A 21,936-nucleotide genomic window follows, 5' to 3' on the forward strand; every position below is an offset into this window, starting at 1 on the left:
ACGGGATTGCCTTGAACAAGCGCTGGCGGAACATTGGCCTCTACGTCCTACTCGTGGTGGTTGTGGTCGTTGTCGGGACGGCCTTCCTGGATCGTCCCAACCCTGCGACAACAGCTCGTACCCTGCGTTACAGCGACTTTGTCGAGGCCGTCCAGGAGGATCAGGTCAGTCGGGTGCTGATCTCGCCGGATCGCGGGACTGCCCAGGTGGTCGAGAACGACGGACGGCGTGCCGAAGTCAACCTCGCACCGGACAAGGAGCTGCTCGGGCTGCTCACCCAGCACAACGTTGACATTGCCGTTCAGCCCACCCGTCAGCCCAGCGCCTGGCAACAAGCAGCAAGCAGCCTGATCTTCCCCCTGCTTCTGCTTGGCGGATTGTTCTTCCTGTTCCGCCGTGCCCAGGGCGGCGGCGGCGGCAACCCGGCCATGAATTTCGGCAAAAGCAAAGCCAGAGTTCAGATGGAGCCATCGACCCAGGTCACGTTTACGGATGTCGCCGGGATTGAAGGAGCCAAGCTCGAACTCACTGAGGTGGTCGACTTCCTCAAGAACCCGGATCGTTTCACGGCCGTCGGCGCCAAGATTCCGAAAGGCTGTCTGCTTGTTGGTCCTCCAGGAACGGGCAAAACTCTCCTCGCCAAGGCTGTTGCCGGCGAGGCTGGAGTCCCTTTCTTCTCGATTTCAGGTTCTGAATTCGTCGAGATGTTCGTGGGCGTCGGAGCCAGCAGGGTTCGTGACCTGTTCGAGCAGGCCAAGAAGAACGCCCCCTGCATCATCTTCATCGACGAGATCGATGCCGTTGGACGCCAGCGGGGTGCTGGCCTCGGTGGTGGAAATGATGAGCGGGAGCAGACCCTCAACCAGTTGCTCACCGAAATGGACGGTTTCGAGGGCAATACCGGCATCATCATCATTGCGGCCACGAACCGGCCTGATGTTCTTGATGCAGCCCTGTTGCGTCCCGGCCGCTTCGACCGTCAGGTGACCGTTGACCGTCCTGATTACGCCGGTCGTCTTCAGATCCTTGGAGTTCATGCCCGTGGCAAGACCCTTGCCAAGGATGTCGACCTCGACAAGGTGGCCCGCCGGACACCGGGTTATACCGGAGCAGACCTTGCCAACCTTCTGAATGAAGCTGCCATTCTTGCGGCGCGTCGTGAACTCACCGAGGTGAGTAACGACGAGATCAGCGATGCGATCGAGCGGATCATGGTGGGTCCTGAGAAAAAGGACGCGGTAATCAGCGAGCGCAAGAAGCGTCTCGTGGCTTACCACGAAGCAGGCCATGCCCTCGTGGGTGCCCTGATGCCCGACTACGACCCCGTCCAGAAGATCTCGATCATTCCCCGCGGCAATGCCGGAGGTCTCACGTTCTTCACCCCCAGTGAGGAAAGGATGGAGTCGGGTCTGTACTCACGTGCCTACCTCCAGAACCAGATGGCGGTAGCCCTTGGTGGCCGTGTCGCCGAGGAAATCATCTACGGCGAGGACGAAGTGACGACCGGGGCCTCCAATGACCTCCAGCAGGTTGCCCAGGTGGCGCGTCAGATGATTACGCGATTCGGCATGAGTGACAAACTCGGTCCTGTGGCTCTCGGCAGATCCCAAGGTGGAATGTTCCTCGGTCGGGATATTGCCGCCGAGCGCGATTTCTCCGAGGACACAGCTTCAACGATTGATCAGGAGGTCTACGACCTCGTTGATGTGGCTTACAAGCGTGCCACCAAGGTTCTTGTCGACAATCGTCTGGTTCTTGATGAGCTCGCGGACCTTCTGGTTGAGAAGGAAACGGTGGACGCTGAAGAGCTGCAGGAATTGCTGATCAACCGCGACGTTCGCGTTGCCGAGTACGTCTGACAGTCCCAGCTGACAAGCACTGGCGGCACCAACAGGACAACCTGATTGCAACGTTGTCCTCCCAGCCAGTGCTTCTGGTGGTGCGACCTCAGGACATTGATCTCAGTGCTGCTTCTGGTGACAGCACGTTGATTCAATGTCTCGAACCCCTCCACGCCTCGGGACTACGGCATGTTGAGGTGGCCTGGAGTGAACACCCGGGCTGGATGGGATTCATCAAATCCCTGAAGCAGCGATGTCCCAATTTTTTGCTCGGTGCCGCTTCAGTTGTCCATCCGGAGGCTCTCGACCAGATCCGTTCGCTTGACCTGTCCTATTCAATGGCTCCGGTGTGGAATCCGGAGCTCCAGCAGACCGCCAGGCGCCAGGGCCAGTTGCTGGTCCCCGGCGTGTTCAGTCCAAGCGAAGTGATGCAGGCGATCGGTGCTGGATACCGGATCGTGAAGTTGTTTCCTGCTGCCGATCTGGGCTGTCACTACTGGGGTCGACTGCGGGCCCCGCTCGGGACGCTTCCCTTTGTGATCGCCGCTGGAGGCCTTGCGTTCAAGGACGTCTCCGCCTGGTTGTCCAGCGGCCATGGTGCCGTGGCCCTTGGCCGCAGTGCCATGAAATCCGAAGGCGTTGATCCTGCTTTGGTCCACTGGCTGAGACAGTTGACATCCAAAACCTGACGACGCTCACTGGTTGCCGTGAGACCAAAGTGCTACAGATGAGATAGCTATTGCCGACACCATGTCGCAGCTCACCATCAAGCTCAGCGATAAAGCTGATGCTCTCATCGCCCAGCTGCAGAAGGAGATCTTCAATCGACGTCGCAAGAAAGTGTCGGCATCCGGCGTGGTGGAAACACTCGTTGAAAGTGGTGCCAAATCCCAGTCCGACAAACGCTTCGCGACGTCCTGGACCAATCTGATCAAGGACATCGAAAAAGCAGCCAAGCTGGCCTATGCCCACGGCAGCAAGCCGTCGACGTTGTCAGACGAGGAATGGGCACTGGTCCTCAGCCATCGCAGCCGCAGCAGCAGCCGGTCCAGCAGCAAGGCCAGCAGCAAGGCCACCAATGGCAATCGTGTTGCAGGAACGCGGGCCCGTCGCACCGTGAAGAAAAAGGTGGCGGCTCAGAAACCAGCACGTCGCACCCGGACGCGCAGCTCCGTGTCCGCTGCTGCAACGGAGGCGGCTACGGCCAGCAGCAATGGCAAAGCGCCGGCAGCCATCAGCTGAGGCTTACCAGAGACTGCACTGCCCCTGCTGTTTCAGCAGGTGGTCGGCCAGAACAAGGGCGACCATCGCCTCCACCATCGGCACGGCTCTCGGTAAAACGCAGGGGTCGTGCCGCCCCTTGGCAGCGAGGGTTGTGGCGTTTCCATCAGAGTCGATGGTCTGTTGCTCTTTGCGAATCGTCGCTGTTGGTTTGAATGCCACGCGCAGCACGATCGGCTCACCGTTGCTGATTCCTCCCTGGATGCCTCCGGAGTTGTTGGTCGCCGTGCGCAACCGTCCGTCTTCACTGGGAAGGAAGGCGTCATTGTGTTCGCTGCCTCTGAGCAACGTGCCATCGAACCCGGATCCGATTTCGAAGCCCTTGGTCGCGGGCAACGACATCACGGCCTTGGCCAGATCCGCCTCCAGCTTGTCGAACACCGGCATGCCCAATCCGATGGCAGGGTGACGGACGACGCACTCAATCACCCCACCGCAGGAATCGCCATCGCGTCCGATCGACTCGATGCGCTCGATCATCTGCTGAGCCATGCCTGCATCCGGGCAACGAACGATGTTCGACTCGATCGCCTCTGGTGTGACGGTTGCAGCATCGATGGAGGCCTCAAGCGTGTGGATCCGTTTCACCCAGGCCAGAACCGCGGTGCCGGAAGCTTTGTGCAACAGCTGCTTGGCGATGGCCCCTGCCGCCACACGTCCGATCGTCTCTCGGGCTGAGGCGCGGCCGCCACCACTTCTGGCCTGGATGCCGTACTTGGCCTGGTAGGTGGCGTCCGCATGGGATGGCCGGAAGGCCACGGCCATCTCCTTGTAGTCGCCGGGACGTTGGTCCTTGTTGCGGACCAGCATCGCGATCGGCGTACCGAGCGTGGTGTCGTCAATCAGTCCGCTCAACACCTCCACCCGATCCGCCTCCTTGCGCGGAGTGGTGATGTGGCTTTGTCCTGGCCGTCGTCGATCGAGGTCCGCCTGCACCGCATCGAGATCCAGAGTCAGCCGAGGCGGACACCCTTCGACGATCACGCCGACACCACCGCCGTGGGATTCGCCGAAGGTGCTGACCCGGAAGAGATCACCGAAGCTGCTGCCCATGACCGTCCTTCGCTCGTTGGAGCCTACGTAGCCGAGCTGTCAGGCGTCTTCAACAATGAAGGACTGACCCGCCAGTCCGAAGGGCCGATAAGGATCAAATCCAAGGTCCGGCCGCAGGGACTGCAGATCCTTCAAGGCGTTGCGGGCACCGGAGCAATCGAAGCGTGTTCCGCAGTGGTAGTACTCGAAGGCCAGGAGCAAACCGCAGGAAAGCTGGGGCTGCAGCCAGCGCAGGATGGCTCGAACATCACTGAAGGAGTGGCTGCTGATGAAGGCAAAGGCAAGCCGCTCCGGGACGGGGTGCATCGTCTCAGGCTCCTGCGGGCTCCACCTCACCACGTCGCGTTGCCCGCGACCGATTCCCGCCCAGTTGCAGCGTTTCTCGAAGGATTTTTTCGACAGCACGGGCGTGTCTGGCTGCCAGCGGGGATGAAGATCCCGCGCTGTCTCTGCTGCAGCGATGCGATCGAAGCGTCCGAAGGCCCAGATCCTGCGTTCCTTCGGTTGGGCCTGCAGGGCTCTCCAGGCCATCCAAAAGGTGAGAAAGCGCTGGCATCCAAACTCCGCGTAGTCGCCCTCGATTCGATTGAAATGCAGCAGGCGCATGGCTTGCCGGAGAAACAAGGCCGTGTCTCTGTCATTGCGGCGGCGTTGCTGCAGGCCTGCCAAACCATGGCGCAGTCGTTTCATCGCATGGCCGTGCTTGCCGGGACCTGAGCCTGATCGGCACGGATCTGCAACAGCAGTTCCAGAGCCTTTTCAAGGGTGGGAGCCCAACCATCGGAGCAGCGCCGGATCAGCCGGGTGTTGGGATAGAAAGGCGACCGATCGCCATGGTCTGGCCAGGTCGTGACGCTCTCCTTATCCAGCACGACGACACAGGGAATTCCAAGGGCTCCCGCCATGTGTGCCGTCGTGTTGCTGATCGTCAGCACACGTCGAACAGAGAACACCTGGCCGGCGAAGCCATCCAGGTCCTTGAACTGATCCACCCGGCGAGCCGCCTTCACCGGACGTCCACTGGCCTTGACCAACTCGGCCAGCCCGGCACGCCCCTCCTGATACTGCAAGGACTGCACCCGTCCCTGGACGCCCCTGAGAAGCCCCGCCCAGTCCTCGAGCGATGGAAGACATTTGTACATCGCTTTCGAGTACCAGGAAATCCCAAGTCCGCCTCGGGGTTTGTCCGATGGGGGCGGCGCTTTTAGCGGCAGGAAGCCGCTGCTGATCATCTCCTCGTGTCGGGCATAGAAAAAGGCCAGTTGCTCGTAGGTGGTCCAGGCGGATTCGTTGCCCTGGGGCACCACGTCCGCTGTGCTGATGAAATGCACGGCCGGATAACTGCGCTGGAACAACGGAACCAGGCGCGCCTCGGTTTGAACGATCAGCTGGCCGACATCCTCGGCGGCTCTGGCCACGAGGTGGACCAGTCGCAGCTCATCGCCGAGATCGCGTCTGCGCCCCTCGAGCACAAGGAATTTGACGTGATCGCGCGGCCCTCTCCACGGTCGTCTGCCTGTCGGGCCCTGCAGTGCGGCGATGCTGTGGAAGGTCTTCCAGGCCTCCTTGTAGTAACCGCATCGCTCCATCTTGTTGGCGGCCTCGGTCATGCTGCGCAGATCCCCTGCGGCACTGGCCAGGCGGGCTTTCTCCGCCTGCCAGGACAGATTGGCGTAGCGCATGGGATCAAACCCTGTCTGACGCAAGGTCCGACGGACGGATCTCAGCCTTGCATGACGAGTCCTGAATCAGCGTCACGGTGAAGGGATGAATCAGTGGATGAACGACTGATGGATGTTCTGCATCAATTTGATGTTGTCCGAGTAGTCAATGGGGATCTGAATCACCGCTGGAACCGTCTGTTGCAGGGCGTCCTGCAAGACCTCTCTGAACGTTTCTGAATCCGTCACGACGTACCCCTTGCAGCCGAAGGATTCAGCGAATTTCACGGCGTCGTAATAGCTCAGTTTGATGCCGGAAACGCGTCCGTAGTGAGCCTGCTCCTGAAATTCCACCATGTCGTACGACTGGCTGTCCCAGATCAGCAGAACGAATCTGCAGCCGATACGGACCGCGGTTTCAAGCTCCGTGGCCGTGAACAGGAATCCCCCGTCGCCACAGACGGCGATCACAGGTTGATTGGGGTGAGCCAGATTGGCGGCGATGGCCCATGGAAGGGCAACGCCAAGGGTCTGCTGGCCGTTGCTCACCAGCACCTGCCTGGCGTGCTCCGTGGGCAGGTAGCGATTCATCCAGATGTAGTGGGAACCAACGTCGAGAGCCACCGTCGTTTCCGGCGTCACCAGTTGATGCAGCTCATGCACCACGCGAAGGGGATGCATCGGCATGCCCGTCATGCTGGCGCCTTCGGCAGCGGTGCTGGTGAGCTCTGCCGCCGATGCAGTTGCCAGGGCCAGGAATTCAGGGTTGATATCTGCAGCACCGGCGGCGCTCAATGCCTGAAGGGTGTCCGACAGATCTCCCACCAGCTCGACGTCGGGCAGAAAGGCGCGGTCCTGATCGGGTGGCGCGACATCAACGCTGATCAAGGAGCGGTTGTTGTCGCTGTTCCAGATGGACGCGTCGTACTCAACGGGATCGAATCCGATGCAGATCACCCCGTCTGATGCGTCCAGAAGCCGATCCGCCGGTTGATTGCGAAACAGGCCAAGACGTCCGACAAACTGCTCCGGAGCCACCCAGCGACCGGCGGCCTGGAACGTGCTGGCATAGGGAAGACCGCTGTTGCGCACGAAGCGCATCAACGCCTCGGAGCAGGAAGGATCGGATGTCTGCAGTCCGAGCAGCAGCATCGGCTGTTTCAGCTGCCTGATTCGCCTGTTGGCTTCGGCGATGAGGTCGGAGGAGGCTGATCCCAGGCGAATCGACTGTCCCCAGCGAGCGGAGGGTTCGCAGTCGCTGATTTCACCCAGGCCGATGTCCTTGGGCAATCCCAGAAAGGCGGCGCCGCGTCGACCGCATTCAGCGGCCCTGATGGCATTGCCGAGCACCTCGGGCAGATCGTGGGCATTCAGCGCCGTTTTGGCGTATTTGGTCACTGGCTCCATCAGCGAGATGGCATCCAGTGATTGATGGCAGTGCTTGTAACGGTCGTCTGTGGAGACTTCCCCTCCAATCGCGAGGACTGGATCGCCTTCCGTTGTCGCGGTTGCGAGCCCCGTCACGAGATTGGTGACGCCGGGCCCTGATGTGGCGATGCAGACGCCGATCGTCCCGGTCATGCGCCCCATCGCCTGTGCCATGAATGCCGCGTTCTGCTCATGTCTGCAGAGAACAAGCTCGATCGGCGAATCGAGAAGGGCGATGAAAACGCTGTCGACCTTGGCTCCTGGAATCCCGAACACGTGGGTGATCCCGTGGGCTTCAAGGGTTTTCACGATGAACTCTGCGCCGTTCATCCATGGACGTCGAAGAGCCCACGTTCTGACAGCGCTCTGTCGCTCCGCCTGTTACGAAGAGCACAGTTTTGTGGGTGACTTGGTTCGTCAGAGCAGGTCCTCACGGATGCCTTTCGGACGACTCGCAATGGGTCGGTCCTGCAGCATTTCAAAATCCTCGAAGCTGAAACCCGGTCCGACACAACAGCTCACCAGGCTGTGGCTCCCCTGGCTGCGTGCGGCCATCCAGACACCGGCCTCAACGACAACCACCGGATTGTTGAGGCCCACGGTGATTTCACGCGAGATGGTGTCCTGGTCGCCGTGCAGGAAAAGGCTCAGTGGGGCCCCGCTGATGAAGGTCCAGATTTCGTCGCCTCCATGCACACAGTGCCAGCGACTGAGATCCTCCGGTCCAAGCAGGAACAACACGGTGGTGATGGCGCTTCGCTGTTCTCCGTCGGGGCGCCGGACGGAGATGCCGCTGCGCTGAACTTCTCGACACCAACCACCCTCTGGATGAGGGGAAAGGTTCCACGTGGCGATCAGCGTCGTCAGGTTGTCGGTCATGTGACGAGGTTCCTGAGCAGAGCCTGCCTGAGCAGAGCCTGGATGGCTGGATCAACGATTGATCGTCATGATCCAAGGGAGGAACAGGTCAGCTCCTGATCTGCTATGGATTGTCATCCTCCACGGCTTTCAGCAAGACATCGCACATCCAGTTGGCAGGTTTCGTGGGTCCTATCGATTCAATGAGCAGACAAAGCCGTACAACTAAAAAATTGCCAGGGAAGTTGAGGAACATATCGGGATGTCGATTCGCGAAATACTGAGGAATGAGTTGGGCTGTCCAAAGGACAGGAAGGGCACCTAGGAATCCAAATTGAAAGCAAATCAAGTTGATCCAATCTGGCAATTGTGATACTGGATAATTTGTAAACGGTAGGGCTTCCATACGAGGGAACGACGTCATTTGTGCAATGACAAAGACGGTTAAAATGACAAAAAACTGACGACCGGCAAGATATTGTTGCGATCGAATTTTGCTGCAGATCAAACGCATCCTGGAACAAGCTTTTGGAGACTCATTCTTCACACCTATTAATTGATCAGTATTTCGATCGGACAAGCTGATGATCGCGATTTGTGATCCTTCGAGACTACTTAAAAGCAAGAGCGTCAAAACCAGGAGTAGAAATGTGTGCCACAAAGGGCTGCCAAAGACAAGCGTCAGCGATGACTCGCCAGATAGAATTTCAAACAACACAATGTAGACCGTTGCGACAGGTAAAAAGATGCTAAATGCGAATGAAGAAAGTTTTTCATGGTTTTTTTATGTAGCATAGCTATTTGTTTGCGGCCTGCAATTTTAAATGAATAGCGAAATCGAATCGTTCGCATCCAGTAGAGCTACATTTCAATGAAGTCAAGCGTTCATCGCATTGTCGCTGATGTCAATCAGTTTTTATTGGCTTGCTTGGAAGAGTTTAAGTCTCCGGAGAATCTGAAATGGTAAAATATTTCACGGCTCATTGGCAGTCGTCCCCATATGTTCTGCGGTTCTTGATCGTGGCGACGCTGGCTTTTGTCAGCACCGGAAGTGTTATAGCCACCGACGCGGGGCAGGTTAATTTACTTATTTTTGCTGCTTCAAGTTTAACCAACTCGCTTTCGGAGATTGAAGAGAAATTTGAGCGGGATAACGGCGTTGAACTAACCATTAATTACGCAGGATCGTCAACGCTTGCCAGGCAGATCATCCACGGAGCAGAGGCTGATCTGTTTATTTCTGCCAATCAAGATTGGGCCAACGCTGTTGAGCAACGTCAAGCGGTTCTGCAGCGACGGGACTGGCTCGGTAATCAATTGGTTGTGATCACGCATCGTGATGCATCGAATCCGCCCCTCAGACTGGCGGATCTTCTGGATCCGAGTATTCAACGGATTGCGATCGCAGACCCTGAGGGTGTGCCCGCGGGAATCTACGCGAAGGAAATCCTGGTTGCCAAGGGCTTATGGGACCAACTCAAGCACAAATTTATTTTTGGTAGCGACGTTCGCCATACCTTGGCCCACGTTGAGAATGGGGGAGCTGATGTTGGTTTTGTGTATTCAACAGATGAACTGATTTCACCTGACACGCAAATCAGTTTTGAGATTGAGCATGCGTCGTTGAGTCCGATTAGCTATCCAATGCTTCTTTTGGATCGCTCAGACAGCAAGTTATATTCGAACCTTTTTTATGATTATTTAAGGTCCGATGCTGCCCTTGAAGTTTTTGAAAAACATGGCTTCTTGGTGAAAGGAAAGTCATGATTATCTTGGCCATCGATGTCACAGCAGTCCGTCTCAGTCTGCAGGTGGCGCTGACAGCAGTTCTTGTCAGCCTTCCCAGTGCCATTGCATTCGGTTATCTCCTGGCTAAACATCGTTTCAGGGGAAAATTTATTTTGCAAAATCTCATTGATCTCCCCCTGGTCCTTCCTCCTGTGGTGACTGGATATTGTCTGCTGGTTGTTCTGGGGCCCAAAGGGCCGGTTGGTTCTTTCCTTGAAACAACATTCCACCTCAGGCTCTCGTTCAACTGGTTTGGAGCTGCTCTGGCCTCAGCAGTGGTCAGCTATCCCTTGATGGTTCGGTCGATCCGTAGTGCCTTCCTCTCCATTGATCCACGCCTGGAACTGGTGTCTCAGACCCTTGGAGTTCCACCCTGGAGAACATTCCTCCGTATTTCGTTGCCTCTTTCTGCCAATGGCATCATTGCTGGCTGCCTCTTGGCATTTGCTCGAAGTATTGGTGAGTTTGGTGCGACGATCATGATTGCAGGAGATATTCCAGGACAAACAAGAACCATTCCCCTGGCGATTTATAGCTTGTCGAACACCATTGGTGGTATTGAAAGTGGTTGGCCTCTTGTGTTGATTGCTGTTTTGCTGTCATCGCTATCCTTGATTTTAGGAGAGCTGCTTGAGCGACAAAGCGGGAAATATGAGCATACTTGAGGTCAGCTTTAAGCATCGCTACGCATCAGGTTTTACCCTTGATGTTGATTTTGCTATCGACAGTAAAATCACATCTATTTTTGGCTCCTCTGGAAGTGGAAAGACAACAATTTTGGCGATGATTGCGGGGCTCAGGGTTCCTGAGCAGGGGACGATTGTTTTGAATGATCGCGTTCTATTTGATCACTCTTCGAGGATTAATGTGCCAATTCATCAAAGAAGGATTGGTGTTATTTTTCAGGATCATCTACTGTTTCCGCATTTGAATGTCGAGAATAATTTGTTGTATGGATTTCATGGTGGCAGGACTGCCTCGGTGCGCTCTGATGTCGAGCGTGTCTGTGATGTGCTGGAAATTGGTCATCTCTTAGGGCGTTATCCCAAGACGTTGTCTGGTGGTGAGTGCCAGAGGGTTGCCATCGGTCGAACGTTGCTCAGCGGTCCGGAAGCCCTGTTGATGGATGAACCCTTGGCCAGTCTTGATGATCGATTGAGGGATTCGATTCTCAAGTATCTGGACAGAATTATTGAAGAGTGGAATATTCCGGCAATCTTTATCAGCCATAACCAGTCATTGGTTCAGCGCTTTTCGAGCCACACAATTGTTGTAGACCAAGGTCGAGTGTTGTCTTCGGGGTTAACGTCCAGCACGATTGAAGCCTATGGCCCTGACATTTGGAAGTCGGCTAAGGGGCCGATGAATTGGCTCAAAATTGATTCTTTTGAAAAGCATGATGGTTTTATGTTTGCGATCGTTTTTGGTCAAAAAATTCAATTACCAGGCTTCCATGATCATCTTGGCGATAAAATGTATATCCAATTTTTTGCTAACGATGTTGTTCTCGCTAAAGATCCTTTGATGAATATCAGCACAAGAAATCACCTCCATGGTGATGTTGTGCGCTTCGTTGAACAAGCGTCCCATGTGCTTGTCGGCGTTGATATCGGCAGCATTGTCTGGGCAAAAATAACCCTGGAAGCGAAGCGGGAACTCAACCTGGAGATAGGCGTCCCCATCGTTCTTCTTGTCAAGACACAGGCCTTGGACTGTGTGGGATAAGTCCACTTGTCTGCTCTGTTGGCTGGAGTGACTGATGTGCCGGTGAACCCTGAGTGATGGCGCCGCCGAGAGCAGACCAACAAAAAGCCCTCGCCGTGAGGCGAGGGCTTTCCGATTCAGTTGATCTGAATCGTTTTTGCTGTTCTAAAGCGAACAGGTTGATTCCAGATCAACCGATTGCAGGTGCCTGCAGAGCCACAGGGGTGGACTCAGCGGCAGCCAGGTCGAGGGGGAAGTTGTGAGCGTTGCGCTCGTGCATCACTTCCATGCCGAGGTTGGCGCGGTTCAGCACATCAGCCCAGGTGTTCAGGACGCGGCCCTGACCATCAAGGATGGACTGGTTGAAGTTGAAACCGTTCAGGTTGAAGGCCATGGTGGACACGCCGAGGGCGGTGAACCAGATGCCCACAACCGGCCAGGCAGCCAGGAAGAAGTGGAGGCTGCGGCTGTTGTTGAAGGATGCGTATTGGAAGATCAGGCGACCGAAGTAACCGTGGGCAGCCACGATGTTGTAGGTCTCTTCCTCTTGGCCGAACTTGTAGCCGTAGTTCTGGGACTCGGTCTCGGTGGTTTCACGCACCAGGGATGAGGTCACCAGTGAACCGTGCATGGCGGAGAACAGGGATCCACCGAAGACACCTGCGACGCCCATCATGTGGAAGGGGTGCATCAGGATGTTGTGCTCGGCCTGGAACACCAGCATGAAGTTGAAGGTGCCAGAGATGCCCAGGGGCATGCCGTCAGAGAAGGAACCCTGACCGAAGGGGTACACCAGGAACACGGCGGAGGCAGCAGCCACAGGAGCGCTGTAGGCAACGCAGATCCAGGGGCGCATGCCGAGGCGGTAGGAGAGTTCCCACTCGCGGCCCATGTAGCAGAAGATGCCGATCAGGAAGTGGAAGACAACCAGCTGGTAGGGGCCGCCGTTGTACAGCCACTCATCGAGGGAAGCAGCTTCCCAGATGGGGTAGAAGTGCAGGCCGATGGCGTTGGAGGACGGAACAACAGCACCGGAGATGATGTTGTTGCCGTAGATCAGAGAACCAGCGACAGGCTCACGGATGCCGTCAATGTCGACCGGAGGTGCGGCGACGAAGGCAACGATGAAGCAGATGGTGGCAGCCAGCAGGGTGGGAATCATCAGCACACCGAACCAACCGACGTACAGACGGTTGTTGGTGGAGGTGACCCACTCGCAGAAGGCTTGCCAGCTGGTAGCGCCGGAGCGCTGCTGGAGGGTGGTGGTCATGAGAACGGAAAGAAATGTTCCCGGAGGAACGGTTTAAGGAAGGGCAGGGATGCCCTGCCTCGTGCCAATGTAAAGGAAGTTTGCGCTGTGTGACCTTTGCTTTATGAAGCTGTTGTGAAGAAGGATTGAGCACTGTGTGCCGGTGAGCTTGTTAGCGTCTCGCAAGCCCTGTGGCCGTTGCCTTGTCACCAGATCAGGAACGGGTGCTGTTTGTGCGGTTGCCCTGCAACCCAATCTTTCCGATTGGTCCGATTTATTTGGCGGACCATCTCCATAAATGTTTCCCGGGACTGCCACAGCGCATCCTCGATCTGGCTGCCTTGCCCATGCTTGACGTGCAGCGTGTGCTACTCGACACGATCGACCAGTTCCGCCCCACGCTGCTGGTGTTTTCCTGGCGCGATATCCAGATTTATGCGCCCGTGGACGGGCGCGGTGGCAATCCTCTTCAGAACTCCTTTGAGGTTTTTTATTCAGCCAACCCCCTGAAGCGTCTTCACGGAGCGCTTGGTGGTCTCCGCCTGATGACCAGTCACTACGGCGAACTGCGACGCAATCAACGGCTGGTGCGCCAGGGTCTCAAACGGGCGCGCATTTTTCAATCTCAGGCTCGCGCTGTCCTGGGTGGTGGTGCCGTCAGTGTCTTTTACGAACAACTCGGCCGTTCGCTGCCGAAGGGGACCATCGTCTCCGTCGGTGAGGGTGAGCCGCTGCTGGAGAAGTTGCTGCAGGGTCAGTCTCTCGAGAGTGAACGTTGTTTTGTTGTCGGAGAGCCGCCACGCCCAGGCCTGATCCATGAGCAGCCAGAAAGTCGCCCGAAAACCGCCTGTAATTACTCATATATCTCCTCGATCTGGCCCCAGCTTGACTGGTACCTCGAAGGTGGCGATTTCTATGTGGGGGTTCAGACCAAGCGAGGTTGCCCTCACAACTGTTGTTACTGCGTCTACACGGTGGTGGAGGGCAAACAGGTTCGCCTCAATCCCGTGCAGGAGGTGGTCAAGGAGATGCGTCAGCTCTACGACCGCGGCGTGCGTGGCTTCTGGTTCACGGATGCCCAGTTCATCCCCGCCCGTCGATACATCGAGGACGCCAAGGAGCTGCTTCGAGCGATCAAGGCCGAGGGGCTGACCGGAATTCGATGGGCTGCCTACATCCGAGCCGACAACCTCGATCCGGAACTCGCGCAGCTCATGGTCGACACCGGTATGAGCTATTTCGAAATCGGCATCACCTCAGGCTCTCAGGAGTTGGTTCGGAAGATGCGCATGGGCTACAACCTGCGCACGGTTCTCGACAGCTGCCGCATGCTTGCCGAGGCGGGCTTCCGCGATCACGTCTCAGTCAACTACTCCTTCAACGTGATCGATGAGCGGCCAGAAACGATCCGCCAGACCGTGGCCTATCACCGCGAATTGGAGACGATCTTCGGCGCCGATTTGGTTGAGCCGGCCATCTTCTTCATCGGTCTGCAACCCCATACCCATCTCGAGCAGTACGGATTCGACCAGGGGTTGATCAAGCCCGGATACAACCCGATGAGCATGATGCCCTGGACCGCACGCAAGCTTCTGTGGAATCCCGAGCCCATGGGCAGCACCTTTGGTCGGGTCTGCCTTGAGGCCTTTGATCGGAACCCCGCTGACTTCGGCAGGACGGTGATGGCTTTGCTGGAGAGGGATTACGGCGTTGCCCCTCTTCAGGAATCCCTGCGGGCTCCGGTGTCAGGTCGTGCTGCACTGGCGACCGCAGTGCATTGATTGACCGGTCGAGCTCTCAAGACAGCCAGCAGCAGGCCCAGCCCAGCCCAGCCCATCAGCCCACCGATCGGATTGGCGGTGTTCAGCAACCAGGCAGGACCTGTGCCGCTGAGGTTGAGAAGTCCCTGGCTGAGCAGGAACCAGCCGCCGACGGCTCCGCCATGAAGCCCGATCGCCCCCCAGAGCACTCCATGATCGCCCTGTCGCAGTTGTGCGAGAACCACGCCGAATAACAGCAGTCCTCCCAACAGCGGCAGGAGTTCAGCGGGCGGCAAATCAAAGCGTGTGTGCACCAGGCTGAACAGGAGCGCCTGCAGCCAGAGCGCGCGGCCATGCCCGAGCAGCAGGGTCAGCTCCCCGAGCAACCAGCCGCGGAAGAGCAGTTCTTCAGTGAAGCCAACGCCAAGGCCGAGAGCCAGGCCATTCAGCAGCAGAGGCGGCGTCAGTTGCCATTCCCACTGGGCTCCAGCGACCAGCAGTGTCACCACGATGAGCAACAGCAAGGCTGCAGCCAGCAGCAGGCCCTGCAGCAAACTCGTCAGCAATGCCGGCCAGCTGGCCCGCACACCCAGGCGCCGCCAGGGTCTGGCTTCCCCCCATGCGCGCCTCAAGCGCCAGGGCAAACTGAGCATCAGGGCCGCCAGGCTGGGAACAGCGGCAATGGCCGGCTGTTGGTTGAGGGGAACACCGGCAAGGCCGAGGATCCCCTGCAGCCCCAGAAACAGCCCTACGAGAACGGTCGGATAGAGGAATGCGCCGCGCCAGCGAGGCTTCATTCCTCAGGTTCAATCGTGCTGGTGAGCCCTTTGGATTTGAGGGTTTCGCAGTAAAACTCGGCCGGCTCCAGATCACAAACGATCACGAGGCCGACGCCGGTGTTGTGGGCTTCCAGCATCACGGCCATCGCATCCTGCTCGGACAGCTGAGGCACCACTTCGCAGAGGGTGCCCACCACATATTCCATGGTGTTCACAGGATCGTTATGAAGCAGCACCTTGTAACGCGGTGACCGCTTGCGCACCCGCTCGGGCGCTTTCTCCAGCACCGCAGCGCCACCCGGGTTGCGGACGGGAGTGTCAACCGCCATGGCCATGGAACAGTTCTGTAGCAAATCTAAAGGCTGCTGGGTCTGGTCCGGTTCAGAGCTCCAGGATCCTTGCCATGGCGTCGTCAACATTGGCACGGCTGTTGAACGCGGACAGTCGGAAGTAGCCCTCACCTGCGGCCCCGAATCCGCTGCCCGGGGTGCCGACGACATTGGCCTTGTTGAGCAGATGATCGAAGAATCCCCAGGAGTCCATGCCGTCCGGAGTCTTGATCCAGACGTAAGGAGCGTGTTCGCCGCCGTAGACGGTGAGTCCGGCGCTGCTGAGTTGCTTGCGAATGATGGCGGCGTTCTCCATGTAGAAGCTCACCAGCCCTTTGACCTCCTGCTGTCCGGCAGCGGAGTACACCGCTTCGGCGCCGCGCTGGATGATGTAACTGACGCCGTTGAATTTTGTGCTCTGGCGGCGGTTCCAGAGACCCCAGAGTCCCACCTCCTCCGCGTTGGCTGCCTTTCCTTTCAGCCCCTTGGGCACCACGGTGAAGGCGCAGCGGGTGCCTGTGAATCCTGCGTTCTTGGAGAAGGAGCGGAATTCGATGGCGCAATCACGCGCTCCATCGATCTCATAGATCGAGCGAGGAAGCTCCGGATCCTGAATGAACGCCTCGTAGGCGGCATCGAAGAGAATTAAAGAGCCGTTCCTGCGGGCGTAATCCACCCAGGCTGTCAGTTGCTGCTTCGAGGCAACGGCACCCGTTGGGTTGTTCGGGAAGCAGAGGTAGATCAGATCCACAGGCTCACTGGGGATCTCGGCGGTGAAGCCGTTGTCGGCACTGATCGGCAGATAACTCAGACCGGCGTAGCGGCCCTCGCCGCCGGCCTGGCCGGTCCGGCCGGCCATCACATTGCTGTCGACGTACACCGGATAAACGGGGTCAGTGACGGCGATTCGGTTGCCCTCTCCAAGGATGTCGAGGATGTTGCTGCTGTCGCACTTGGAGCCATCAGAGACGAAGATCTCATCGGCGCTGATCTCGCAACCGCGGGACTGGAAGTCATGCGTGGCAATCGCCTCTCTCAGCCAGGCGTAACCCTGCTCCGGGCCATAGCCGTGGAAGCCTTCGGCCGTCCCCATCGCGTCGATCGCGAGCTTCATGGCATCACGACACGCCTGCGGCAGTGGTTCAGTCACGTCACCGATGCCCAGCCGGATCAGGGCGGCGTCGGGGTGGGCCGTGCTGAAGGCTTTCACCCGTCTGCCGATTTCAGGGAACAGATAGCCAGCTTTGAGTTTGAGGTAATTGCCGTTGACCTGAACCACGGAACCGAAGGGTTTCTGCCCATGCATCCTGGCGCGCCGGCCGCTCCATACGATGCAGAAATGCGCCGTCTCGCCTGCCGTGATCGCTAACGCCATCGATGCACCCATCGATTTCGATGAGCTGGTGGACGTTGGCATCAAGAAACCAGCTCGCTACATGGGCCACGAACTCGGTGTTGTCCCGAGAGACTGGTTGCGCTCCAAGGTGCGCTGGGCCCTCACCTATCCCGAGATCTACGAGGTCGGCTCCAGCAACCTCGGCCACATCATCCTTTACTCGATCCTCAATGCCGTGCCGGGGCAGTTGTGTGATCGTGCCTATCTGCCTGGCTCCGATCTCGCGTCCCGGCTTCGGGAGCGGCAACAGCCGCTGTTCGCTGTGGAAAGCCGTCGCCCACTTCCATCCTTTGATCTCCTCGGCTTCAGCCTCAGCTACGAGCTCGGTGCCACCAACATCCTCGAGATGCTGGATCTCTGTCGTGTTCGGATCTTGGCGGCCGATCGTGGAGATCTGCCTCTGGTTGATCCGGCAGCTCCACCGTTGATCTTTGCGGGTGGCCCCACCGCCACGAGCAATCCGGAACCCTATGCCGCGTTCTTCGATTTCATCGCCCTCGGTGATGGTGAGGAGCTGCTGCCTGAGATTGGATTGGTGGTGGCGCAGGCCAAGGCCGATGCCCTGAGTCGATCAGAGCTGCTGCGGGATCTGGCCCATGTCCCTGGGGTGTATGTGCCGTCTCTGTATGCCCCCGGGGAGGACGGTGTCACGCTCCGGCCGATGCATCCTGAGCTTCCCCCACGGGTGTTGCGCCGGGTGGCCACGCCAATGCCCCATTACGCCATGGGATTGGTGCCCCATGTGGAAACCGTGCATGACCGGCTCACGGTGGAAATCCGACGTGGCTGTACCCGTGGTTGTCGGTTCTGCCAGCCCGGCATGCTCACCCGTCCAGCCCGGGACGTGGAGCCGGAAGCGGTGATCGAGGCCGTGGAGGCCGGCATGAAGCAAACCGGCTACAGCGATTTCTCACTTCTTTCACTGAGTTGCAGCGACTATCTGGCCCTGCCGGCCGTTGGGGTTGAACTGCGCAACCGTCTGGCCGATCAGAACGTCACGCTGCAGCTTCCCAGCCAGCGGGTGGATCGCTTCGACGATGACATTGCCCACATCCTCGGCGGTACCCGTCAGGCGGGTCTCACCTTTGCGCCTGAAGCTGGGACCCAGCGTCTGCGAGACATCGTCAACAAGGGGCTGACCGATGACGATCTCCTGAACGGCATCCGTACGGCCATGCAGAACGGCTACCGCAAGGTGAAGCTCTACTTCATGATCGGTCTGCCGGGAGAGACCGATGCCGATGTGCTCGGCATCGTCGAGACCTGCGTGATGTTGCAGCAGCGCTGCCGCGACCTGGGGCGGCTGAATCTGAACATCACGATCAGCAATTTCACGCCCAAACCCCACACGCCCTTTCAATGGCACAGCGTCTCCACCGATGAATTTGTGAGACGCCAGGGCCTGCTGCGCCATGCCTTCAAGGCACTGCGAGGACTGAAGGTGAATTTCACCGATGTCCGCCTCTCGGCCATGGAGGACTTCGTCGGTCGCAGCGACCGACGACTGGCGCCGGTGATCGAGGCGGCCTGGCGGGCCGGTGCGGGCATGGATGCCTGGTTTGAAGCACTCGATCGAACCTATGAAGCATGGACCGGGGCGATCGCTGAGGCAGGGCTTGAAGGCCGCTACCGCCAGATGGAATTGGGGGGCTGGAGCGCGGTGGCAGCTCTTGACCGGGAGGATCTCGAGGCGTTCTGCCGCCAACCTCTCCCCTGGGATCACATCGACACCGGCATCGACAAACGCTGGCTGGCGGATGATCTCAAGCGGGCACTGGCGGCAGCCGTGGTGCCTGACTGTTCCTTTGATGGATGCAGCAGTTGCGGGGTCTGTGGTCCGGATCTTGGCCACAACGTGGTGGTTCCCGCTCCTCCGATTCCAACCCAGGTGGCGACGAAGGCGCCTCCGAGTCTGCGTGCTTGTCGGGTGAGAATCCGTTTCGCCAAGGTCGGTTCGATGCCCCTGCTCAGCCATCTGGATCTTGTGAGGATGCTGGAGCGAGCGCTGCGGCGCAGTGGTCTGCCGATCAGCTTCACCGGCGGCTTTCATCCGCTGCCAAGGATTCAGATCGCGCTGGCTCTGCCTCTTGGGGCCAACGCCCATGGTGAATGGATGGATCTGGAATTCAGCCAACCGCTGAATCCCGATCACCTGCTTCAGACACTGCAGCCACTGCTTCCAACCGACATGCATCTGCTCCAGGTCGAGCTGGTGCCGGTCAACGGCCGCAGTCTGTCCCAGGAGATTGAGGCAGCGGTCTGGACCTTCGACCTGGTTGCCGAGGGTGGCATCTCTCCGGACTGGTCCGCTGCTGTTGCGGCGATCAATGCTGCCCCGACGTTGATCTGGCATGACACCGATAAGAAGGGACGCCCCCGCGAGAGGGATTGCCGCCCATTGCTGATCAGCCTGCGCCCGTCTTCAGAGCCAAAGGGCCCTTCCATCAGCCTTCGCCTGGAGGCGGAGGTAGATCCCATGGGACGCAGTCTGCGCCCCATGCAGATCCAGCACTGGCTGACTGAAGAGATCGGTGATCCTCTGAGCCTTCAAGGGCTGTGCCGCGAGGAGCTGCGGCTGGCCCGGTGCTAGGGTCCTCGTCGGACATCAGGAAACGGTTCAGTCGTTCCTGAAACTCCCATCCGTTCCGAATCAACAACGGAACCTGCGACAAAACCGTGCGGCTGACTGATCTCAGCAGAGCCCCGGCTTCAAAGGAGTTTTTCACTCCGCACTCTTTCGGTCCTCAAGACCTCTGTTCGTTCAACCAACACCCGAGGCGGAAGGCCGGAAGGTCTCCGATCGGATCTGAGCTCATTTGGGCTCCAGTCCTGACATTCCATGCCCCAACACATCGTCATCGCGGAGCAGTTGCGAATCGCAGCGGTGCTCTCCGATGACCGCGTCGATGAGCTGATTGTTGCCCAGGGTCGTTATCAGATTGGCGACGTCTATCTCGGGACCGTTGAGAACGTTCTCCCTGGAATCGACGCCGCCTTCGTCAACATCGGTGAAAGCGAAAAAAACGGCTTTATCCATGTCACGGATCTAGGCCCACTGCGGCTCAAGAAGGCGTCGGCGGGCATCACGGAACTCCTCGAGCCTCGTCAGAAGGTTCTGGTTCAGGTGATGAAGGAGCCCACCGGGACCAAGGGGCCACGCCTCACTGGGAACCTGGCCTTGCCTGGTCGCTACCTGGTGCTGCAGCCCCATGGCCAGGGGGTGAATATCTCGCGGCGGATTGCTTCGGAGGCTGAGCGCAACAGGCTCCGGGCTCTCGGTGTTCTGATTAAGCCTCCCGCTGCCGGTCTGCTGATCCGTACGGAAGCGGACGGGATCAGTGAGGATCTTTTGATTGATGATCTCGAAGCACTGCTGCGCCAGTGGGAGGGCATTCAGCAGGCTGCGGACACGGCGGTTCCTCCGGTTCTGCTCAATCGCGATGAGGATTTCATCCATCGGGTCCTCAGGGACCACATGGGCCCTGATCTGGCCCGGGTCATCGTTGATGATCCCGCTGCAACGGCCAGGGTTACAGGTTTTCTTGGCCCTGATGGAGCCGATGTGCAGGTGGAGGCTCACAACGAGTCCGACGAAGTGCTGGAGCACTTCAAGATCAACGACGCCATCCGCAATGCCCTGAAGCCCAGGGTTGATCTGCCTTCCGGCGGCTACGTGATCATCGAGCCCACTGAGGCTCTAACGGTCATCGATGTCAATTCAGGGTCGTTCACGCGTTCGGCCAATGCCCGGGAAACAGTTCTCTGGACCAACTGCGAAGCCGCGATTGAAATCGCTCGCCAGCTGAAGCTTCGCAACATCGGTGGAGTGATCATCATCGATTTCATCGATATGGACTCCCGTCGGGATCAGCTGCAGGTGCTGGAGCACTTCACCAGTGCTGTTCGAGATGACGCGGCTCGGCCCCAGATTGCCCAACTCACCGAGCTTGGCTTGGTTGAACTCACGCGCAAACGCCAGGGACAGAACATCTACGAGTTGTTCGGTCGTGCCTGCCCGAGCTGTGGTGGTCTTGGACATGTGGCTGTTCTGCCCGGGAAGGATCTGCTGCAGCCGCTGGCGACGGCTGCGGGGCTGGTGCGTTCCGTGGCGTCTGCACGGGCTGAGGTTCTCTCCCCTGCCGAGGCAACGAATGGCAGTCGCCGCCGCCGTGGTGGTCGCGGTCGTGGTGGGGCTGAGCCGGTCATCGCCGCTTCCGGCACATCGACGGGAGTCGCTCCGGTCGAGGCCAACGGCTCTGACGACACGCAGGAGGAGGCCACGGCGGCCGTGCCCTCGCGACGCTCCGATCCTGAGCTTGTGGCGGTGTCGATGACACCAGAGCAGCAGGAGCTCTATGGCTGGCTGGGTCTCAACCCCTCCCTGCTGCTGGAGACGCCTCCGGAGTCGGACAACGTCATGGTTCGGGTGGTGCGGCCAGGAGAGGATGCCGAGGCCGTCCTCGACGAAGCCAGACAACAACTTGCCGCGAGCGCTGGCCGCCGGCGGCGGCGTGGACGGGGCGGCCGCGGTGCTGGCCGCAATGGATCGGGACAGGGAGCCTCCGGTCTTGGCTCGGCTGAGTCCTCGGCAGCAACGGTGGAAGAGGCTGAGTCGGACACGCCGTTGATGGTGGAAATCACACCGCTCCCACTCACGCCCGTGGACTCCGACACGACTGTGACCGATCCAGCCCCCTCGGCCAGTGGCGCTGAGCCATCCCTGGCGGTTCAAACCCCCCCAGAGGAGCCCGATGAGCCGCGCCGCCGCCGCCGCCGCTCATCAGCGGTGGTGTCCAGCTGATCAAAACA

The 21,936-nt window shown here is 58.7% G+C and carries 19 protein-coding genes; 9 read left to right on the plus strand and 10 right to left on the minus strand.

Features of this window, described 5'->3' with window-relative positions; genetic code table 11:
* Window positions 1-11 precede the first annotated feature (11 nt).
* The 3 genes from ftsH (at window position 12) to KR100_RS02750 (ending at window position 3,083) form a co-directional block, all read left to right on the plus strand.
* Window positions 12-1,859, plus strand: coding sequence for an ATP-dependent zinc metalloprotease FtsH (ftsH, locus tag KR100_RS02740; protein ID WP_038542994.1), 1,848 nt, complete (start codon window positions 12-14; stop codon window positions 1,857-1,859).
* Window positions 1,860-1,912: 53 nt separating this feature from the next.
* Window positions 1,913-2,530, plus strand: coding sequence for a bifunctional 4-hydroxy-2-oxoglutarate aldolase/2-dehydro-3-deoxy-phosphogluconate aldolase (locus KR100_RS02745; RefSeq protein ID WP_239420387.1), 618 nt, complete (start codon window positions 1,913-1,915; stop codon window positions 2,528-2,530).
* Window positions 2,531-2,591: 61 nt separating this feature from the next.
* Window positions 2,592-3,083 carry a hypothetical protein gene (locus tag KR100_RS02750; protein WP_038542998.1) on the plus strand — a complete coding sequence of 164 codons (492 nt, stop codon included), beginning with the start codon at window positions 2,592-2,594 and terminating at the stop codon, window positions 3,081-3,083.
* Window positions 3,084-3,086: 3 nt separating this feature from the next.
* On the opposite strand, the gene aroC is transcribed toward KR100_RS02750, so the two are convergent.
* The 6 genes from aroC to KR100_RS02780 all read right to left on the minus strand — a co-directional run bounded on the left by aroC (window position 3,087) and on the right by KR100_RS02780 (window position 8,837).
* On the minus strand, window positions 3,087-4,175 hold the full coding sequence (gene aroC / locus KR100_RS02755) for a chorismate synthase (RefSeq protein WP_038543000.1): 1,089 nt from the start codon (window positions 4,173-4,175) through the stop codon (window positions 3,087-3,089).
* A 39-nt stretch (window positions 4,176-4,214) separates the two neighbouring features.
* Window positions 4,215-4,865 carry a hypothetical protein gene (locus tag KR100_RS02760; protein WP_038543002.1) on the minus strand — a complete coding sequence of 217 codons (651 nt, stop codon included), beginning with the start codon at window positions 4,863-4,865 and terminating at the stop codon, window positions 4,215-4,217.
* Entirely contained in the window at window positions 4,862-5,881 is a 1,020-nt protein-coding gene (locus tag KR100_RS02765) for a hypothetical protein (protein ID WP_156097882.1), read from the minus strand. The genes KR100_RS02760 and KR100_RS02765 overlap by 4 nt, the downstream gene beginning before the upstream one ends.
* Window positions 5,882-5,947: 66 nt before the next feature.
* Entirely contained in the window at window positions 5,948-7,594 is a 1,647-nt protein-coding gene (gene alsS / locus KR100_RS02770; RefSeq protein WP_038543006.1) for an acetolactate synthase AlsS, read from the minus strand.
* An 87-nt stretch (window positions 7,595-7,681) separates the two neighbouring features.
* A complete protein-coding gene (locus tag KR100_RS02775; RefSeq protein ID WP_038543008.1) occupies window positions 7,682-8,143 on the minus strand; it encodes a cupin domain-containing protein in 462 nt (153 codons plus the stop codon).
* Between the two features lie 103 nt (window positions 8,144-8,246).
* The gene (locus tag KR100_RS02780; protein ID WP_162176470.1) at window positions 8,247-8,837 is read right to left on the minus strand and encodes a hypothetical protein; all 591 of its coding nucleotides are present in this window, start codon (window positions 8,835-8,837) and stop codon (window positions 8,247-8,249) included.
* A gap of 305 nt (window positions 8,838-9,142) precedes the next feature.
* Here KR100_RS02780 and modA point away from each other — a divergent pair, with 305 nt between their 5' ends.
* The 3 genes from modA to modC are packed head-to-tail and all read left to right on the plus strand — an operon-like array spanning window position 9,143 to window position 11,635.
* A complete protein-coding gene (modA, locus tag KR100_RS02785) occupies window positions 9,143-9,889 on the plus strand; it encodes a molybdate ABC transporter substrate-binding protein (RefSeq protein WP_162176471.1) in 747 nt (248 codons plus the stop codon).
* Between the two features lie 5 nt (window positions 9,890-9,894).
* Window positions 9,895-10,575 (plus strand): molybdate ABC transporter permease subunit, encoded by a 681-nt coding sequence (gene modB, locus KR100_RS02790; RefSeq protein ID WP_239420388.1) that lies wholly within the window; start codon window positions 9,895-9,897, stop codon window positions 10,573-10,575.
* Complete coding sequence (gene modC, locus KR100_RS02795) at window positions 10,541-11,635, plus strand: molybdenum ABC transporter ATP-binding protein (RefSeq protein ID WP_156097884.1); 1,095 nt, start codon at window positions 10,541-10,543, stop codon at window positions 11,633-11,635. Before modB ends, modC begins: the two co-directional genes overlap by 35 nt.
* A gap of 169 nt (window positions 11,636-11,804) precedes the next feature.
* Here the strand turns inward: modC and psbA are convergent, their stop codons facing one another.
* A complete protein-coding gene (psbA, locus tag KR100_RS02800; protein ID WP_038543017.1) occupies window positions 11,805-12,884 on the minus strand; it encodes a photosystem II q(b) protein in 1,080 nt (359 codons plus the stop codon).
* A gap of 182 nt (window positions 12,885-13,066) precedes the next feature.
* Between psbA and KR100_RS02805 the strand changes: the two genes are divergently transcribed.
* Entirely contained in the window at window positions 13,067-14,644 is a 1,578-nt protein-coding gene (locus tag KR100_RS02805) for a photosystem II high light acclimation radical SAM protein (protein ID WP_239420389.1), read from the plus strand.
* Here KR100_RS02805 and KR100_RS02810 read toward each other — a convergent pair.
* From KR100_RS02810 to KR100_RS02820, 3 genes are read right to left on the minus strand one after another with little or no spacing between them, the layout of a single operon-like run.
* The gene (locus tag KR100_RS02810) at window positions 14,584-15,420 is read right to left on the minus strand and encodes a type II CAAX prenyl endopeptidase Rce1 family protein (RefSeq protein ID WP_038543021.1); all 837 of its coding nucleotides are present in this window, start codon (window positions 15,418-15,420) and stop codon (window positions 14,584-14,586) included. The two genes, KR100_RS02805 and KR100_RS02810, sit on opposite strands and share 61 nt — an antisense overlap.
* Entirely contained in the window at window positions 15,417-15,737 is a 321-nt protein-coding gene (gene clpS / locus KR100_RS02815) for an ATP-dependent Clp protease adapter ClpS (RefSeq protein ID WP_038543023.1), read from the minus strand. Before clpS ends, KR100_RS02810 begins: the two co-directional genes overlap by 4 nt.
* A gap of 46 nt (window positions 15,738-15,783) precedes the next feature.
* On the minus strand, window positions 15,784-17,010 hold the full coding sequence (locus KR100_RS02820; RefSeq protein WP_038547744.1) for an LL-diaminopimelate aminotransferase: 1,227 nt from the start codon (window positions 17,008-17,010) through the stop codon (window positions 15,784-15,786).
* 52 nt (window positions 17,011-17,062) lie between these two features.
* Between KR100_RS02820 and KR100_RS02825 the strand changes: the two genes are divergently transcribed.
* Window positions 17,063-19,717, plus strand: coding sequence for a TIGR03960 family B12-binding radical SAM protein (locus KR100_RS02825; RefSeq protein ID WP_051847290.1), 2,655 nt, complete (start codon window positions 17,063-17,065; stop codon window positions 19,715-19,717).
* Window positions 19,718-19,966: 249 nt separating this feature from the next.
* Window positions 19,967-21,928 (plus strand): Rne/Rng family ribonuclease, encoded by a 1,962-nt coding sequence (locus KR100_RS02830; protein ID WP_038543025.1) that lies wholly within the window; start codon window positions 19,967-19,969, stop codon window positions 21,926-21,928.
* Window positions 21,929-21,936: the final 8 nt, after the last annotated feature.

Origin of the sequence: Synechococcus sp. KORDI-100 (assembly GCF_000737535.1) — a bacterium.
Classification (GTDB): domain Bacteria; phylum Cyanobacteriota; class Cyanobacteriia; order PCC-6307; family Cyanobiaceae; genus Parasynechococcus.